Annotated in this window: 18 protein-coding genes; 13 read left to right on the plus strand and 5 right to left on the minus strand. The window is 67.0% G+C overall.

All coding sequences use genetic code 11. From position 1 onward, the window contains the following. Nucleotides 1-67: 67 nt before the first annotated feature. From AC5P5S_RS06850 to AC5P5S_RS06860, 3 genes are all read right to left on the minus strand, one after another. Nucleotides 68-871, minus strand: a complete 804-nt coding sequence (locus AC5P5S_RS06850; protein WP_012481308.1) for an SDR family oxidoreductase — start codon at nt 869-871, stop codon at nt 68-70. Then, the gene (locus AC5P5S_RS06855) at nt 868-1,434 is read right to left on the minus strand and encodes a DUF1415 domain-containing protein (protein ID WP_062605852.1); all 567 of its coding nucleotides are present in this window, start codon (nt 1,432-1,434) and stop codon (nt 868-870) included. The genes AC5P5S_RS06850 and AC5P5S_RS06855 overlap by 4 nt, the downstream gene beginning before the upstream one ends. Nucleotides 1,435-1,535: 101 nt before the next feature. Beyond that, nucleotides 1,536-2,018, minus strand: a complete 483-nt coding sequence (locus AC5P5S_RS06860) for a YajQ family cyclic di-GMP-binding protein (protein WP_005411107.1) — start codon at nt 2,016-2,018, stop codon at nt 1,536-1,538. A gap of 126 nt (nt 2,019-2,144) precedes the next feature. On the opposite strand from AC5P5S_RS06860, the gene AC5P5S_RS06865 reads away from it, so the two are divergent. From AC5P5S_RS06865 to AC5P5S_RS06875, 3 genes are all read left to right on the plus strand, one after another. Beyond that, complete coding sequence (locus AC5P5S_RS06865) at nt 2,145-3,041, plus strand: DMT family transporter (protein WP_005411106.1); 897 nt, start codon at nt 2,145-2,147, stop codon at nt 3,039-3,041. 201 nt (nt 3,042-3,242) lie between these two features. Then, complete coding sequence (locus tag AC5P5S_RS06870) at nt 3,243-4,250, plus strand: methionine ABC transporter ATP-binding protein (RefSeq protein ID WP_005411105.1); 1,008 nt, start codon at nt 3,243-3,245, stop codon at nt 4,248-4,250. After that, nucleotides 4,247-4,936: a methionine ABC transporter permease gene (locus AC5P5S_RS06875; protein WP_005411104.1), complete on the plus strand. Its 690-nt coding sequence runs from the start codon at nt 4,247-4,249 to the stop codon at nt 4,934-4,936. The genes AC5P5S_RS06870 and AC5P5S_RS06875 overlap by 4 nt, the downstream gene beginning before the upstream one ends. A 70-nt stretch (nt 4,937-5,006) precedes the next feature. Here AC5P5S_RS06875 and AC5P5S_RS06880 read toward each other — a convergent pair whose 3' ends face one another. Then, nucleotides 5,007-5,609: a lipocalin family protein gene (locus AC5P5S_RS06880; RefSeq protein WP_005411103.1), complete on the minus strand. Its 603-nt coding sequence runs from the start codon at nt 5,607-5,609 to the stop codon at nt 5,007-5,009. A gap of 128 nt (nt 5,610-5,737) precedes the next feature. Here AC5P5S_RS06880 and AC5P5S_RS06885 point away from each other — a divergent pair, with 128 nt between their 5' ends. After that, the gene (locus AC5P5S_RS06885) at nt 5,738-6,064 is read left to right on the plus strand and encodes a hypothetical protein (RefSeq protein ID WP_024957062.1); all 327 of its coding nucleotides are present in this window, start codon (nt 5,738-5,740) and stop codon (nt 6,062-6,064) included. 69 nt (nt 6,065-6,133) lie between these two features. After that, nucleotides 6,134-8,230 (plus strand): prolyl oligopeptidase family serine peptidase, encoded by a 2,097-nt coding sequence (locus AC5P5S_RS06890; protein ID WP_049419040.1) that lies wholly within the window; start codon nt 6,134-6,136, stop codon nt 8,228-8,230. A gap of 128 nt (nt 8,231-8,358) precedes the next feature. On the opposite strand, the gene AC5P5S_RS06895 is transcribed toward AC5P5S_RS06890, so the two are convergent. Continuing rightward, nucleotides 8,359-9,552, minus strand: a complete 1,194-nt coding sequence (locus tag AC5P5S_RS06895; RefSeq protein WP_171039730.1) for a pyridoxal phosphate-dependent aminotransferase — start codon at nt 9,550-9,552, stop codon at nt 8,359-8,361. 220 nt (nt 9,553-9,772) lie between these two features. On the opposite strand from AC5P5S_RS06895, the gene AC5P5S_RS06900 reads away from it, so the two are divergent. From AC5P5S_RS06900 to hslU, 8 genes are all read left to right on the plus strand, one after another. Beyond that, nucleotides 9,773-11,884, plus strand: coding sequence for a S9 family peptidase (locus tag AC5P5S_RS06900; protein ID WP_062605597.1), 2,112 nt, complete (start codon nt 9,773-9,775; stop codon nt 11,882-11,884). 54 nt (nt 11,885-11,938) lie between these two features. Continuing rightward, entirely contained in the window at nt 11,939-12,364 is a 426-nt protein-coding gene (locus AC5P5S_RS06905; protein WP_062605599.1) for a YbaN family protein, read from the plus strand. A gap of 161 nt (nt 12,365-12,525) precedes the next feature. After that, the gene (lptM, locus tag AC5P5S_RS06910) at nt 12,526-12,798 is read left to right on the plus strand and encodes an LPS translocon maturation chaperone LptM (RefSeq protein WP_005411097.1); all 273 of its coding nucleotides are present in this window, start codon (nt 12,526-12,528) and stop codon (nt 12,796-12,798) included. Continuing rightward, a complete protein-coding gene (gene dapF / locus AC5P5S_RS06915; protein WP_005414522.1) occupies nt 12,791-13,642 on the plus strand; it encodes a diaminopimelate epimerase in 852 nt (283 codons plus the stop codon). The genes lptM and dapF overlap by 8 nt, the downstream gene beginning before the upstream one ends. Next, nucleotides 13,639-14,313, plus strand: a complete 675-nt coding sequence (locus tag AC5P5S_RS06920; protein ID WP_012481301.1) for a DUF484 family protein — start codon at nt 13,639-13,641, stop codon at nt 14,311-14,313. The genes dapF and AC5P5S_RS06920 overlap by 4 nt, the downstream gene beginning before the upstream one ends. A 13-nt stretch (nt 14,314-14,326) precedes the next feature. Next, nucleotides 14,327-15,223: a tyrosine recombinase XerC gene (gene xerC / locus AC5P5S_RS06925; RefSeq protein ID WP_060380317.1), complete on the plus strand. Its 897-nt coding sequence runs from the start codon at nt 14,327-14,329 to the stop codon at nt 15,221-15,223. A gap of 85 nt (nt 15,224-15,308) precedes the next feature. Further along, nucleotides 15,309-15,860, plus strand: coding sequence for an ATP-dependent protease subunit HslV (gene hslV / locus AC5P5S_RS06930; protein ID WP_005411093.1), 552 nt, complete (start codon nt 15,309-15,311; stop codon nt 15,858-15,860). Nucleotides 15,861-15,962: 102 nt separating this feature from the next. Then, on the plus strand, nt 15,963-17,336 hold the full coding sequence (gene hslU, locus AC5P5S_RS06935; RefSeq protein ID WP_005414521.1) for an ATP-dependent protease ATPase subunit HslU: 1,374 nt from the start codon (nt 15,963-15,965) through the stop codon (nt 17,334-17,336). Nucleotides 17,337-17,354: the final 18 nt, after the last annotated feature.

Consider the following 17,354-nt stretch of genomic DNA (forward strand, 5'->3'; position numbering starts at 1 on the left):
ACCGCCATCCACGCATGGCGTGGGTCTGCCGGAATGCCGGCCAGCGGCCGGCACTACCGAAGACCGGTCATTCGGCGTAGATCATCTTCCGGGTCATGCCGCCGTCGACGATGAAGTCCTGGCCGGTGCTGAAACCGGACAGCGACGACAGCAGGTACACCGCCAGTGCACCGATATCTTCAGGGCGGCCGACCCGGCCGACCGGATGCTGTGCGTGGTCGATGGCCGAGTACTCTGGTTCATGGCGCCGTGAGGGTGCCTGCCACGCAGTGGTACCGACCCAGCCGGGGCTGATGCTGTTCACCCGCACCGCCGGGCCGGCGCTGATCGCCAGCGCATGGGTGAAGGCCACCAGGCCACCCTTGGCCGCCGCATAGGCCTCGCTGTGCGCTTCGGATTGCCAGGCGCGGGTGGAGGCGATGTTGATGATCGCGCCCGCAGCACTGTCCGTCAGCGCCGGCAGCGCGTGCTTGCTGCACAGGAAGGCGCCATGCAGCGACGACAGCCGGCGTTGCCATTCGTGCCAGTCCATGTCCTGCAGCCGCGTGCCGTGCGGCCCGGCGATGCCGGCATTGTTGACCAGCCCGTCGATGTGGCCGAAACGCTGCAGCGCCTCGGCGATGAAGTCGCGCACGCTGGCTTCGTCGGTGATGTCCAAACGCTGGAACGCGGCATCCTCACCGCGCTGCCATTCGTCCAGGCAGGCCTGGCCGGCCTCCCTGTCGAGGTCGCCGATCAGCACGCGTCCGCCGGCACCGAGCACGGCCTGGGCAATACCGCGACCGATGCCGTTGGCGCCGCCGGTGACCAGCACCACCTTTCCCGACAGTGGCGCGGCCGGCCATGCGGCAATCGGCGGCACCGTGCTCACGTCAGGTCTTCGCCGCGCAGGCGACGATGCCAGCCGTCCACGCCGATGCGGTCCAGGGTCTGGATGTTGCGCTCGACGATCACGTCCGGGTCCGGATACACATCCACCGCGCGCGCCACGCTGTCTTCGCGCAGCAGGTGCAGGGTGGGGAAGGGCGCGCGGTTGGTGTAGTTGCTGGCGTCGTCGGCGGCCACGCCCTCGAACTGGTAATCCGGATGGAAGCTGGCCACCTGCAGGATCCCCTGCAGGTCCAGTGCCTCGATCGCCGCATCGGCGTTGTCGAGGAAGTCGTTGTAGTCGAGGAAATCGCTCAGCACCTGCGGATGTACGATCAGCGTCGTGTCGATCTGCTCGGCCGGCGTGTCGCGCAGCAGCACCAGCTCCTCGGCCAGCTGTTCAACCAGCGCTTCTGTCGTGGTCGCATCGCTGAGCACGATGCGGACCTGGTCCTTCACGTATACCGCCTTGGCGAACGGGCACAGGTTCAGGCCGATGACGATGCGCTCCAGCCACAGGCGGGTCGCGGCGATCGGGTCATCGGTGGGCAGGTCGGAATCGGTCATGGCGGGCACGTCGGCTGGCGGGGCCGACATTGTAGGCGCGTCGCTGGCAACGCGCCGTCGTACCTGCGGCTGGCAGCGCCGGGGGATTCCCGGCAGGTGGCTCAGTCGCGGAAATTGTTGAACTGCAGCGGCAGCTCGAACTTGCCGGCCTTGAGCACGGCGATGGCGTCCTGCAGGTCATCGCGCTTCTTGCCCTGCACGCGCAGCTTGTCGCCGTTGATCTGGCTTTCCACCTTCAGCTTGGCGTCCTTCAGGGCCGCCGCGATCTTCTTGGCGATCTTCTGCTCGATGCCCTGCTTGACGGTGATCTTCTGCCGGGCCTGGGCCAGGTTGGTCTCGATGTCGCCGAACTCCAGGCTGAGCACGTCGATGCCGCGCGCGGCCAGGCGAGCACGCAGTATGTCGTTCATCTGCTTGAGCTGGAATTCGGTCGGCGCGAACTGATTGATGACATCGCCGTCGCGCTCGAACTTTGCGTCCACGCCCTTGAAGTCGAAGCGGGTGGCCAGTTCGCGGTTGGCCTGGTCGATGGCGTTGGTCAGCTCGTGGGTGTCGACTTCGGACACGACGTCGAAGGAAGGCATGGGCGGTGCTCCGCAGGTTTCAGTGGCGATCATTCTATCGTGCCGGCCCGCGTGCCCGCTTTGTGTAGGGCCGAGCCCATGCTCGGCGGCCGCCCTACAATCCGGTGCGGTCGGCGATAATGGGCCATGAACGTGCAACGCTCCCCTTCGCGTGCGGTGGCCTGGATGGTCGCTGCGGTCGCCTGTTTCTCGCTGATGGACGCTGGCATGAAGCAGCTGTCGGCCAGCTATCCCACCCTGGAAGTGACTTTCCTGCGTGGTGCGGCCTCGTTGCCGTTCGTGCTGGTGTGGGTGCTGGTCAGTGCCGGCCCACGTTCGCTGGTGCCGCGGCGCTGGGGCCTGCACCTGCTGCGTGGCGCGTTGGGCATGGCGATGATCGGCTGCTTCGTGTTCGCCCTGCGCGACCTGCCGCTGTCCACCGCCTACACCATCTACTTCGTTGCCCCGCTGCTGATCGCCGCGCTGTCGGTGCCGTTGCTGGGCGAGCGGGTCGGGCCGCGGCGCTGGGTCGCCATCGGCATTGGCCTGGTGGGCGTGCTGGTGGTGCTGCGGCCGGGCGTGGATGGCTTCATCTCGGTGCCCGGCCTGATGGTGCTGGCGGCGGCAACGGCCTATGCCGTGGCGGCGATCACGGTCAGCCTGCTGACCCGCACCGATACCTCGCAGTCGATGGTGGTGTGGTTCCTGGTGATCATGGCCATCGGCGCCGGCCTGCTCGCCATTCCCGGCTGGGTACCGCTGCAGCTGGCACACGCGCCTTTGATTGCCGGCATGGGCCTGGCCGGGGCGCTGGGCCAGATTGCCCTGACCAAGGCCTTCCAGCTGGGCGAGGCCTCGATGATCGCGCCGCTGGAGTACAGCGGCCTGGTCTGGGTGATCGGCTGGGATCTGGCCTTCTGGGGCCAGCTGCCGGACGGCTATACGTGGGTGGGCGCGGCGATCATCGTCGCCTCGGGGCTGTACCTGCTGCATCGCGAGCGGGTAAACCGGCAGGAACCGCCGAAGCCGCTGGATCATCCCTGAGCCCGGGGGTAGTGCCGGCCGCTGGCCGGCAACCCCTTGCGCCGGAGGGACCGCTGCAGGTGCCGGCCAGCGGCCGGCACTACCGGGGACAGTTTCTTAGAACCAAAAGGAATAACATTCTGGGCCATGGCGCGGGCGCGCGACCGCCTGCGCTGGTAGGCTGCACGCCCCCTTCCGTCACCCAGCCGGTGAGCCACGCCCGTGATCGAGTTCCAGCGCCTGCACAAATCCTATGCCGTTGCCGGCCGCGAAGTCAGCGCTCTGCAACCGTTGGACCTGACCATCGAGGCCGGTGAGGTGTTCGGCATCATCGGCCATTCCGGCGCCGGCAAGTCGACCCTGATCCGCATGATCAACCGCCTGGAAGAACCCAGTGGTGGCCGGCTGCTGATCGGCGGTGAGGATGTCACCGCGCTGGACGCGGACGGCCTGCGCGCGCTGCGCCGGCGCATCGGCATGATCTTCCAGCACTTCAACCTGCTGTCCTCGCGCACGGTGGCCGGCAATGTCGCCTTTCCGCTGGAACTGGCCGGCACGCCGAAGACGGAGATCGACGCGCGCGTGGCCGAGCTGCTGCAGACCGTGGGCCTCGAAGCGCATGCGCAGAAGTATCCGGCGCAGCTGTCCGGTGGCCAGAAACAGCGCGTCGGCATCGCCCGCGCGCTGGCGACCCGTCCGCAGATCCTGCTGTGCGACGAGGCCACCAGTGCGCTCGACCCGCAGACCACCGCTTCGGTGCTGTCGCTGCTGTCGAAGATCAATCGCGAGCTGGGCCTGACCATCGTGCTGATCACCCACGAGATGGACGTGATCCGCCGTGTCTGCGACCGCGTTGCGGTGCTCGATGCCGGCCAGATGGTCGAAACCGGTCCGGTCACCCGGGTGTTCCTGCACCCGCAGCACCCGACCACGCGCCGTTTCGTCAGCGAATCGGAGCATGTGGACGAGGGCACGCTGCACCGCGATTTCGATGCCGTCGGTGGCCGCATCGTGCGCCTGACCTTCCTCGGTGGCGACACCTACGAACCCCTGCTCGGCCGCGTCGCGCGCGAGACCGGGGTCGACTACAACATCCTGTCCGGCCGCATCGACCGGATCAAGGACACCCCGTATGGCCAGCTGGTGGTCGCCCTGGTGGGCGGCGACCAGTCCGCCGCGCAGGCCGCGTTCGTGGCCGCCGGCGTGCATGTTGAGGAGCTGCGTCGATGATCATCGCTACTGCCGGCGGATTCTTCCGCCACCTGGACGCGGGCAAGTGGGCCGACATCGGCCAGGCCACCATCGACACCCTGCTGATGCTGCTCGGTTCGCTGCCGCTGACCCTGGCCATCGGCCTGCCGCTGGGCGTGCTGCTGTACCTGTTCGGCGCACCGCAGATGAAGCGCCGGCCATTTGCGTACGGCGTGCTGGCGCTGGTGGTGAACCTGCTGCGTTCAGTGCCCTTCATCATCCTGATGATCGTGCTGATCCCGGTCACCCTGTTCCTGATGGGGACGTCGCTGGGTGTACGCGGTGCGATCGTGCCGCTGGTCATCGGTGCCGCGCCGTTCTACGCGCGCCTGGTCGAGACCGCACTGCGCGAAGTGGACCGTGGCGTGATCGAAGCGACCCAGGCGATGGGAGCCACCACCTGGCAGCTGGTCACCCGCGTGCTGCTGCCGGAAGCGCGCCCGGGCCTGATCGCTGGCGCAACGGTCACCACCGTCGCGCTGATCGGCTTCACCGCGATGGGCGGTGCGATCGGCTCCGGTGGCCTTGGCGACCTGGCCTTCCGCGACGGCTACCAGCGCTCGCACACCGACGTGGCGCTGGTCACCGTGGTCCTGCTGCTGATCCTGGTGCAGCTGCTGCAGATGCTTGGCGACCGCCTGGTCGCGCATTACAGCCGCAGATAACAGAATGCCGGGCGGCGCCCGGCATCTCGTTCGGGTAGTGCCGGCCGCTGGCCGGCAATCCCACGTGCGGTCAACGCACGTTCGGTACTTCGTAACCCAGCTTCCCGACCTGCTCCGGGTGCTGCGGCACGCGCTTGAGCTTGTCGGTGTTCACCCCGTACTCGTCACGCAGGCGTTCGGCCAGCTCCTTGTACAGGGCTTTGTCCATGTCCGGCGTACGCGAGAAGATCCAGGCCATCTCGCGGCCCGGGTAACCGATCAGTGCCCACGAGTAATCCGGTGCCACTTCCAGCACCCGCGAATGGGTAGGCACGACGCGGTAGAACCAGGTGCGCCAGCCGTGGTTGCCGCTGTCCGGGTCGACGCTGGCGCGGGCACGCACTTCCTGCAGCGGTTCGCCGAAGCCATCACGGTAGCGGTAGGTGATGCCGACCTTGTGCTCGTCGCGCAGTTCGTAGTCGTTGACGCTGGCCACATGGCCACGTTCGATGAAGTTCGGCACGCGGCCGATCACGTACCAAGTGCCCATGAAGCGCTTCAGGTCGATCGGCGCATCCGGGTCGGTCGCGCGCGGGGTGCTGGCGCGGGGCGATGGCGGCTCACTGGCGGCCACGGCGGGGCCCGCCAGGGACAGGGCCAACAGCATGGCGCAGAGCGGGCGGATCGAAGTCATGCGGGAGCGGGCTCAGAAGGGCTTTGCCTGAGCATGGTCGACTGAGCGTGCGCGATCCGTCAATGGTGTCGCAACCTGTGAGAAGGGCCTTGCCCAAGCTGTGTTGCATTGTCCACCGGAGAAGCCCCATGAACGCACGTTCCGTCCGCCGCCCTGCAACTGAACGCGTCATCATTGAACGCGCCGATCCGCGCCTGCTGCGCAGCGTGCAGCAGGTGGCCCTGGCCGGCCTGGCGCTGGTACTGGTCTGGCCAGCCGCGCGCGGCAGCAACGCCTGGCTGGGCTGGCTGCCGATGTGGCTGGTGGGCATGCCGCTGGTGGCCTGGTGGGCGCTGCTGCGCTTCCCTGTGCCGCGCCTGTCGTGGCTGCGGCTGGCCCGTCGCACCGGTGGACAGGCACATCGTCGCACCGCCGGGACGCCCCGCCGTCGCCGCCGCGCTACGGCCACGGCCTGACCTTCGACACGGGGGCGGCTGCAGCGATCCATGCTAGCGTTCCACGGCTTATGACTGCCTGGAGCTGCAATGTCTCGACTCGCTTCCGCCTGCCTGCTGGCTGGCATGATGACCGCTGCCTCGGTGGGGACCGCCGTGGCTGCTGAAGACACCGATCGCTACGCCTGGCTGGAGGACGTCACCGGCGACAAGCCGCTGTCCTGGGTCAAGGAACAGAACGCCAAGTCCGAGGCGCGCCTGGCGCAGACCCCGGCCTTCAGGCAGATGGAGACCAGCATCCGCGAGGTGCTCGACTCCGATGCCAAGATTCCCGCCGTGCAGAAGATCGGCGACTACTATTACAACTTCTGGAAGGACCAGCAGCACGAGCGTGGCCTGTGGCGCCGCACCACGCTGGCCGAGTACCGCAAGGCCTCGCCGCAGTGGGAGACCGTGCTTGACCTCGATGCCCTGAACAAGGCCGAGGGCGAGAACTGGGTCTGGCACGGCGCCGACTGCCTGCGCCCGGATTACAGCCGCTGCCTGATCGCGCTGTCGCGCGGTGGTGCCGACGCCGACGTGACCCGCGAGTTCGACCTGGCCAACAAGACCTGGATCAAGGACGGCTTCTTCCGTCCGGAGTCGAAGGGCGGCCTGAACTGGATCGATCGCGACACCGTATTCGTCTACACCGACTTCGGTGCCGGCTCGATGACCACCTCCGGCTACCCGCGCGTGGCCAAGCTGTGGAAGCGTGGTACGCCGATGGCCTCCGCCAGCGTAGTGTATGAAGGCAAGCCGGAAGACATGTACATCGCGGCGATGCACGATGACACCCCGGGCTTCGAGCGCAACCTTGTCAGCCGCACGCTGGCGTTCTACAACAACGAGATCTACCTGCGTGGCGACGATGGCACGCTGACCAAGATCGATGCGCCGAACTCGGCCGAGAAGGGCCTGCACAAGCAGTGGCTGACCCTGGAGCTGCGTGATCCGTGGACCGTGGGTGGCAAGACCTATGCGTCCGGTTCTCTGCTGGCGACCAGGCTGGATGACTTCCTGGCCGGCAAGCGTGAGTTCGACGTGCTGTTCACCCCGACCGCGACCACCTCGCTGGCCAGCGCCACCTGGACCAAGAGCCACCTGGTGCTGAACGTGCTGGATGACGTCAAGAACCGCCTGTCGGTGCTGACCCCGGGCGCCAATGGCTGGCAGACCAGCCGCTTCGTCGGCGCGCCGGCCTTCGGCACGCTGGGCGTGGCTGCGGTCGACAGCAACGACAGCGACGCGGTGTGGCTGACCGCCACCGACTACCTGACCCCGACCACCCTGGCGCTGGCCGAGATCGGGCAGGCCCCGGAAACGCTGAAGACCATGCCGGCCTTCTTCGATGCCAAGGGCAAGGTGATCGAGCAGCACTTCGCCACCAGCAAGGACGGCACCCGCGTGCCGTACTTCGTGGTGCACGACAAGGCGATGAAGCTGGACGGTTCCAACCCGACCCTGCTGTACGGTTACGGTGGTTTCGAGATCTCGCTGACCCCGGGCTACTCCGGTGGCATGGGCCGCGCCTGGCTGGAGAAGGGCGGCGTGTACGTGGTTGCCAACATCCGTGGCGGCGGCGAATACGGCCCACGCTGGCACCAGGCGGCGCTGAAGCAGAACCGCCACAAGGCCTATGAAGACATGGCCGCGGTGGCACGCGATCTGGTCAAGCGCAAGATCACCAGCGCCAGTCACCTGGGCGTGCAGGGCGGCAGCAACGGTGGCCTGCTGACCGGCAACATGCTGACCCAGTACCCGGAACTGTTCGGTGCGGTGGTGGTGCAGGTGCCGCTGCTGGACATGAAGCGCTACAGCCACCTGCTGGCCGGTGCCTCGTGGATGGCCGAGTACGGCAACCCGGATACCAGCGACTGGGCGTTCATCAAGACCTTCTCGCCGTACCACCTGTTCGACGCGAAGAAGAAGTACCCGCCGGTGCTGTTCACCACCTCCACCCGCGATGACCGCGTGCACCCGGGCCACGCCCGCAAGATGGCGGCGAAGATGATCGACGCCGGCAAGGACGTGACCTACTACGAGAACATCGAAGGTGGCCACGGCGGTGCAGCCAACAATGCGCAGGCCGCACACATGTCGGCGCTGGCCTACAGCTTCCTGTGGGAGCGGTTGGGCGGTAAGTAAGCAGACAGGCAGAACGGAAAACGCCGCCCCCGGGGCGGCGTTTTTCTTTATCCGGTAGTGCCGGCCGCTGGCCGGCAACCGCATCATTCACGCATTCCCGGGTTGCCGGCCAGCGGCCGGCACTACCGTCAACGTGATCCCTGCCAACGCTGCAACCCACGCGCGATCCGTGCCACCGCCTCCTGCAACCGCGGCACTTCCTGGGTATAGGCCAGGCGCACGTGCTGGTTGGCGCGATGGAAGCCGAAATCCAGCCCGGGCGTGAATGCCACGTGCTCGGTTTCCAGGAAATGGGCGCAGAACGCCTGTGCGTCATCGGTGAATGCGCTGACATCGGCGTACAGGTAGAACGCACCCTGCGGCTCGACTTCGATGCGGAAGCCCAGCTCGCGCAGCGCGGGCAGCAGGAAGTCGCGGCGCTGGCGGAACGCTTCGCGACGCTGCTCGAAGATCGCCATCGACTCCGCGCTGAAGCAGGCGAGCGCGGCATGCTGGGCGATGCTCGACGCGCTGATGTACAGGTTCTGCGCGAGTTTCTCCAGGTCCGGCACGGCTGCTGGCGGTGCCACCAGCCAGCCCAGCCGCCAACCGGTCATGCCGAAGTATTTGGAGAAGCTGTTCAGCACGAATGCGCTGTCATCCACCTGCAGCACGCTGGGTGCATCCAGGCCATAGGTGAGGCCGTGGTAGATCTCGTCCACCACCAGGTGACCACCGCGCGCGTGCAGGGTCTTCGACAGGGCGGCCAGTTCGTCGGCGGAGAGCACGGTGCCGGTCGGGTTGGCCGGTGAGGCAACCAGCGCGCCGACGCTGTCGGCATTCCAATGCTGTTCCACCAGCGACGGTGTGAGCTGGTAGGCAGTGTCCGGGCCGACCGGCACCAGCTGTGCGCCGCCTTCAACGAGGCGCAGGAAGTGGCGGTTGCACGGATAACCCGGGTCGGCCAGCAGCCAGTGGCGGCCGGGATCGACCAGCAGGCTGCTGGCCAGCAGCAGCGCACCGGAGCCGCCGGGGGTGACCAGGATGCGTTCGGGGTCGATGTCCAGCCCGTAGTGGCTGCGGTAGAAGCCGCTGATCGCCTGGCGCAGGGCGGGCAGGCCACGTGCGGCGGTGTAGCGGGTATGGCCGGCGGCCAATGCGGCCTGGCCGGCACGCACGATCGGTTCGGCGGTGGTGAAGTCCGGTTCGCCGATTTCCAGGTGGATCACGTCGTGGCCGGCCTGTTCCAGCGCCTGCGCGCGGGCCAGCAGGGACATCACGTGGAACGGAGCGATTTCATGGCTGCGCCGGCTGTAGCCCGGCGTATGGGGCAGGGTACTCATGCAGCCCATGGTACGCCGCGCACCGGGGTCACGCGCTCTGGCAGTGCCGACCGCTGGCCGGCAACCGACCCACCCGCAGGCCGTGAGGGTGCCGGCCAGCGGCCGGCACTACCGACAGGCATGGCCACCATGACGTTCCGCAGGGTTGCCCACCGTCCTTCCGCAACCCAGACTCGGGCGCAAGGACGCCATTGCATTGCCCCTCAAGGAGCCCTATCTCATGAAATCCACCCTCTGCCTGTTTCTTGCCAGCCTGATGACCACCACTGCCACCGCCGCCACTCCGCCCGTTCCGCCGGATGCCGCCAAGCATCCGCATGTGGTCAAGGCGCCGTTCGGCGCGACCCGCAACGATGACTATTACTGGCTGCGCGACGACAAGCGCGGGAACAAGGACATGCTGGCCTACCTGCAGGCCGAGAATGCCTATGCCGACCAGCTGCTGGCGCCGCTGAAGCCGCTGGAGGACACCCTGTACAAGGAGATCGTCGGCCGCATCAAGCAGGACGATTCCAGCGTGCCGGCGCGTGATCGCGGCTACTGGTACTACAGCCGCTTCGAGACCGGCCAGGACTACCCGATCCATGCGCGCCGCAAGGGCAGCATGGAGGCCGCCGAGGAAATCCTGCTGGACGTCAACACGATGGCTGCCGGCAAGGGCTATTTCAGCGTCGGCTCGATGGAAGTCAGCCAGGACAACCAGCTGCTGGCCTGGGCCGATGATGATGTCGGCCGCCGCCAGTACACCATCCGCTTCAAGGACCTGGCCACCGGCAAGGTGCTGCCCGATGTGATCACCGGCAGCTCGGGCGACCTGGTCTGGGCCGACGACAACCGCACCGTGCTGTACGTCGAGAACGATCCGGAAACGTTGCTGACCGTGCGCGTGAAGAAGCACGTGCTGGGCACCCCGGCCAGCGCCGACACCATCGTCTACGAAGAGAAGGACGACAGCTTCTACATGGGCATCGGCCGCACCCGCGACGATCGCTTCATCACCATCGGCGTGCACAGCACCGTGTCCTCGGAAGAGCGTTACGCGCCGGCCAGCGACCCGACCCACTTCACCGTGCTGGCGCCGCGCCAGCGCGATGTCGAGTACGACGCCGACCACTACGATGGCCGCTGGGTGATCCGCACCAATGACGGTGCGAAGAACTTCAAGCTGGTCACCGCACCGACCGATGCGACCTCGCGTGCGCAGTGGAAGGACTGGATCGCGCACGACGATGCGGTGTTCATCGAAGGCTTCGAACTGTTCGATGGCTACACCGCCATCGCCGAACGCTCCGAGGGCCTGGAACGCATCCGCCTGCTGTTCAAGGATGGCCGCAGCGACTACGTGAAGGCCGACGAGCCGGCGTACTCGATGGGCCTGGGCGACAACACCGAGGCCGATACGCCCTGGTTGCGCTACGTCTACACCTCGATGACCACCCCCACCACCGTGTTCGAACTGAACACCGCCACCGGTGAGCGCCGCCAGCTGAAGGTGCAGCCGGTGATCGGCTATGACGCGTCGAAGTACGAAACCGACCGCGTCTGGATCACCGCGCGCGATGGCGTGAAGGTGCCGGTGTCGCTGGTCTACCGCAAGGGCTACCAGAAGGATGGCAAGGGCGCGTTGTTCCAGTACGCCTATGGCAGCTACGGCATGTCGATGGACCCGTACTTCAACCAGACCGCGGTGAGCCTGCTCGACCGTGGCGTGGTGTATGCCATCGCCCACATCCGCGGTGGCCAGGAAATGGGCCGCGACTGGTACGAGAACGGCAAGCTGCTGCACAAGCAGAACACCTTCAACGACTTCATCGACGTCACCCGTGGCCTGGTGGCGCAGGGCTGGGCGGCGAAGGACCGCGTGGCGGCATCCGGAGGCAGTGCCGGTGGCCTGCTGATGGGCGCGGTGGCCAACCAGGCGCCGCAGGACTACCGCGTGATGGTGGCCCAGGTGCCGTTCGTCGACGTGGTGACTACCATGCTCGACCCGACCATTCCGTTGACCACCAACGAGTACGACGAGTGGGGCAACCCGGAGCAGAAGCAGTTCTACGACTACATGCTGTCCTACTCGCCCTACGACAACGTCAGCAAGCAGGCCTATCCGGCGCTGTTCGTGGGCACCGGCCTGTGGGATTCGCAGGTGCAGTACTGGGAACCGGCCAAGTGGGTGGCCAAGCTGCGTGACGACAACACCGGCCACTACCCGATCCTGTTCCGCACCAACATGGAAGCCGGCCACGGCGGCAAGTCGGGGCGCTTCCAGCGTTACCGCGAGCTGTCCGAGTCGTACGCATTCGTGCTGCAGCAGCTGGGCATCGCCCAGCCGTGATCGCGACAGGGTGCCGGGCACTGCCTGGCACCCTGAACCGGTATCCTTGCGGCCATGAGCCAGCCCGAACCCCCTGCACCCCGCGATACCGCCACGCCACCGCGCGTGGTGCGCTTCCGCTGGGCGTGGTGGCTGCTGGCCTATGTCAGCCTGGGCACCGGCATCGTCGGCATCTTCGTGCCGGGCCTGCCGACCACCGTATTCATCCTGATTTCGGCGTGGGCCGCCTCGCGCGGTTCCGAGCGCCTGCACCACTGGCTGCTGCAGCACCCGCGCTTCGGCCCGGCCATCGCCAACTGGCAGGCACACGGGGCGGTCAGCCGCTACGGCAAGTGGATGGCCACGATCACCATGGCGGTATGCGCCGGCATCATGCTCTGGTGCGTGCCGATTGCCTGGGTGAAGTGGTTCTCGATCGGCAGCATGACCGTGGTGGCGATCTGGCTGTGGACCCGGCCGTTGCCACCGCCGGAAGGCTGAACATGGCCCGCCCCGGGGCGGCCCGTGGGGCGGTCAGGGGGGTAGAGTCGACTGTCAGTCGACTATCGCGCGCAGCGCGGGTTTTTCACGGCCGTTGCAGGAGCAGTCGACTCACAGTCGACTCTACCAACCGCTCAGCCGCCAATGGCTATACTCGGGGCATGAAGATCCCCCATCGAAACGCCATCCTGATTCCGCTGGCAGCGGCTTCGCTGCTGTTCCTCGCCGCCTGCGGCAACAAGGGCCCGCTGGTACTGCCGCAGAAGCCGGTGCCGGTGGAAGAAACCGTCGAACCTGTTGCCGAGCCCGCTACCGAAGCGACCCCGGCGCAGACCGAAGGCAGTGGCACCCCGGCCACGACCGTGGAGCCGGCTGCACCGACCACGCAACCGGCGCCTGCGCCTGCGAAGAAGGTGGGCGGCGGGAATGAGTAAGGCCGGTTCCAAGGCCCTGCGCTTCAGCAAGATGCATGGCGCGGGCAATGATTTCGTAGTGATCGACCTGCGTGACGGCACCGCGCCGCCCACGCCTGAACTGGCCGCGCAGCTGGCCGACCGCCACACCGGCGTCGGCTGCGATCAGATCCTGACCATCGAACCGCCGCGCGCGGAAGGCTCGGTGGCGTCGTACCGCATCTGGAATGCCGACGGCTCCAATTCCGAACAGTGCGGCAATGGCGCGCGCTGCATCGCCGCCTGGCTGGTGCGCGAAGGCAGTGCGCAGGGCGACCGCTTCGTCATCGACAGCCCGCTGGCCAGCCATGAGGTGGAAGTGCTGGGCGATGGCCAGTTCGCGGTGACCATGGGCGTGCCGGCGTTCGAGCCGGCCAACGTGCCGCTGGTGGGTTTCGCCCACGCGCGCGAGGAATACCTGCTGCCGCTGCAGGGCGAAAGCGTGCGTTTCGCTGCGGTGTCGATGGGCAACCCGCATGCGGTGATCGAAGTGGGCCTGATCGATGCTGCACCGGTCGAGCGCGTCGGTGCGCTGCTGCAGCAGCATGCCTCGTTCCCGCGCTCGGTGAACGTGGGCTTCGCCCAGGTGATGGGCCCGGCGCATGCACGCCTGCGTGTGAATGAACGCGGCGTCGGCGAAACCCTGGCCTGCGGCAGTGGCGCCTGCGCCGCTGCGGTGACCCTGATGCAGCGCGGCCGCCTGCAGCGTGATGCACGCATCAGCCTGCCCGGCGGTGACCTGCGCATCCAGTGGCCGGGCGATGGCCAGCCTGTGGTGATGGCCGGCCCGACTGCATTCGTCTTCGAAGGGGAGTGGATGGCATGACCGAAACCGTCGACAAGCTCGGGGCCCACGAAGTCGCTGCCTGGTTGCGGCGACATCCCGGCTTCCTCAAGCAGTTCCCGGACCTGGCCCTGACCCTGGTGGTGCCGCGTGACGACGGCCCGACCGCGTCGCTGGCCAGCTACCAGCTGGAGGTGCTGCGCGAGAAGAACCGCGAGCTGGCACGACGGTTGGCCGACCTGGGCGCGACTGCCCAGGTCAACGAACGCCTGGCGGTGCGCACGCACCAGCTGACCCTGGCGTTGATGAAGCAGGACAACGCCGCCGACACCCTGCGTGCGATGGCGGCCTCGCTGCAGGAAGATTTCGCCGGCGACCTGGTGCGATTGGTGGTGCACACGCCGGTGGCCGGGCTGGAACAGGCCGACTGGTTGCAGGTGATCGCCGCCGATGATCCGCAGCTGGGCCCGTTCCGCGACTGCCTGAAGGACGGCGAGCCGATCTGCGGCCGCCTGCAGCCGGAAAAGAATGCCGTGCTGTATGGCGTGCGCAGCGAGGAAGTGCAGACCACCGCGCTGCTGCCGTTGCCGGGCGTGGGCCTGATTGCGGTGGGCAGCCACGATCCGAACCGTTTCTATCCGGGCATGGGCACGCTGTTCCTGCGCATGATGGGCGATGCCCTGGTCACCGGCCTGAAGCGCTTCCCGGGCTGAGCAGGACACGACGATGAGCGCGGTACAGGCCTTCCTGCAGCATCTGCAGGTGGAGCGGCGGATGTCGGCGCATACGCTCGATGCCTACCGCCGTGACCTGGACGCGCTGTCGGTCTGGGCCGAGCCGCGCGGTGTTGCGGTGGAGGCACTCGATGCCGACGCGCTGCGCCAGTTCGTCGCCGATGAGCACCGCCGTGGCCTGTCGGCCAAGAGCCTGCAGCGCCGCTTGTCCGCCTGCCGCAGCTTCTATGCCTGGCTGCTCAAGCACGGCCGCATCGAGGTCAGTCCTGCAGCAACGCTGAAGGCGCCGCGCGCGCCGCGCCGGTTGCCTCAGGTCCTCGACGCCGATGAGGCCGTGCAGCTGGTCGAGCTGGAGCCGGAAGGTGAACTTGGCCGCCGTGACCGCGCGCTGCTGGAACTTTTTTATTCTTCCGGCCTGCGCCTGAGCGAAGTCTGCGCGCTGACCTGGCGCGATCTGGATTTCGACAGCGGGCTGGTCAACGTGCTGGGCAAGGGCAATCGGCAGCGCCGCGTGCCGTTCGGCCGGCCGGCGCGCGAAGCGCTGCAGGCGTGGCGCGCCGAAAGTGGCGGTGGTCCGGCCTCGCCGGTATTTCCCGGCCGCAACGGACCGATCAGCCAACGCGCGGTGCAGATCCGCATCCGCCAGCTGGCGCAGCGCCAGGGCCTGTTCAAGCACGTGCACCCGCACATGCTGCGGCACAGTTTCGCCAGCCATATCCTGGAATCATCCGGTGATCTGCGCGGCGTGCAGGAGCTGCTGGGCCATGCCGACATCGCCACCACCCAGATCTACACCCACCTGGATTTCCAGCACCTGGCCAAGGTCTACGACGCGGCGCATCCGCGCGCGAAGCGTCGAAGCAGCAGCGAGGGCAGGGGAGAAAGCTGAACGTCGCCCGTGCGGCAGCCGGTCGCGGGTGGCTTGAAGGGCGCAGGGCAGTCCCCACCTCTGGTTCTGTCACCCCGGAGGCATCATGGACCCCAGTCAGAACCCCAACGTTTTCCACGCCACCACCATCGTCTGCGTCCGTCGCGGCGAGCACGTGGCCATTGCCGGCGACGGCCAGGTCACGCTGGGCCACACCGTGATGAAGGGCAATGCGCGCAAGGTGCGCCGCCTCGGTCGTGATGGCCAGGTGTTGGCCGGCTTTGCCGGTGCCGCCGCCGATGCCTTCACCCTGTTCGAGCTGTTCGAGGCCAAGCTGGAAAAGCACGGCCAGTTGCAGCGTGCTGCGGTCGAACTGGCCAAGGATTGGCGCACCGAGCGCCGCCTCGGGAAGCTTGAAGCCCTGTTGGCCGTGGCCGACAAGGAAACCTCGCTGATCATCAGCGGCACCGGCGATGTGATCGAACCGGAGGACGGCATCATCGCCATCGGCTCGGGTGGTTCCTATGCGCTGTCGGCTGCACGCGCGTTGATGGCACACACCGAACTGGATGCGCGCACCATCGCCAGCGAAGCGATCGGCATTGCCGGCGATATCTGCATCTACACCAACCGCAACGTGGTGGTCGAGGAACTCTGAGGGTCGCGCCGGCTGCTGGTCGGCAACCTCATGCCCCCCACACGCGTGCCTGGTTGCCGGCCAGCGGCCGGCACGACCGACAACGAATTCGTGAGCACATCCATGTCGAAGATCGAAGTTTCCTCCGCCACCATGACCCCGCGCGAGATCGTGCAGGAACTGGACCGGCATATCGTGGGCCAGCACGACGCCAAGCGCGCCGTGGCCATCGCCCTGCGCAACCGCTGGCGCCGCATGCAGCTGGTGCCTGAGCTGCGCAATGAAGTGATGCCGAAGAACATCCTGATGATCGGCCCGACCGGCGTCGGCAAGACCGAGATCGCGCGTCGCCTGGCCACGCTGGCCAACGCGCCGTTCGTGAAGGTCGAAGCCACCCGCTTCACCGAAGTCGGCTACGTCGGCAAGGACGTCGAGCAGATCATCCGCGACCTGGCCGATACCGCAGTGAAGCTGTACCGCGAACAGGCCAAGGTGCGCGTGCGTACCCAGGCCGAGGAACGCGCCGAAGACCGCATCCTCGATGCGCTGCTGCCGCGCCGCAGCGGTGGCATCGGCTTCGATCCGGAAGTCGCCCGCAACGAACCGTCGGCGCAGGACAACGAGACCCGCATCAAGTTCCGCAAGATGCTGCGCAACGGTGAGCTGGACGAGCGCGAGATCGAACTCGACCTGGCCGCCAATGTCAGCATGGACATCATGACCCCGCCGGGCATGGAGGAAATGGGCCAGCAGCTGAAGTCGATGTTCGCCAACCTTGGCGGCGGCGCGAAGGCGCACAAGCGCACGCTGACCATCAAGGCCGCGCGACCGCTGCTGATCGAGGAAGAGGCCGGCAAGCTGGTCAACGAGGACGATATCCGCACTGCGGCGATCGAGGCCTGCGAGCAGCACGGCATCGTCTTCATCGACGAGATCGACAAGGTCGCCAAGCGTGGCGATAACGTGGGCGGCGGCGATGTCTCCCGCGAAGGCGTGCAGCGCGACCTGCTGCCGCTGGTGGAAGGCTCCAACGTGTCCACCAAGTACGGCACGATCAAGACCGACCACATCCTGTTCATTGCATCCGGTGCGTTCCACCTGGCCAAGCCCAGCGATCTGATTCCGGAGCTGCAGGGTCGCTTCCCGATCCGCGTTGAACTGGGTGCGCTGAGCAAGGGTGATTTCGTGCGCATCCTGACCGAGCCGAAGGCCGCGCTGACCAAGCAGTACGAGGCGCTGCTGGCTACCGAGGGCGTCAAGGTCAGCTTCACCGCCGACGCCATCGAGCGCCTGGCCGAAATCGCCTTCCAGGTGAACGAGCGCCAGGAGAACATCGGTGCCCGTCGCCTGCATACGGTGCTGGAGCGCCTGCTGGATTCGCTCAGCTACGAGGCACCGGACCGCGATGGCGAAAGCCTGGCGATCGACAGCGCCTACGTCGACAAGCACCTGGGTGAGCTGGTGCAGGACCCGGACCTGAGCCGCTACATCCTGTAATGCCCGTTGGGGTCGGAT

This window comes from Stenotrophomonas sp. YJH_SMC_54 (genome assembly GCF_059368435.1).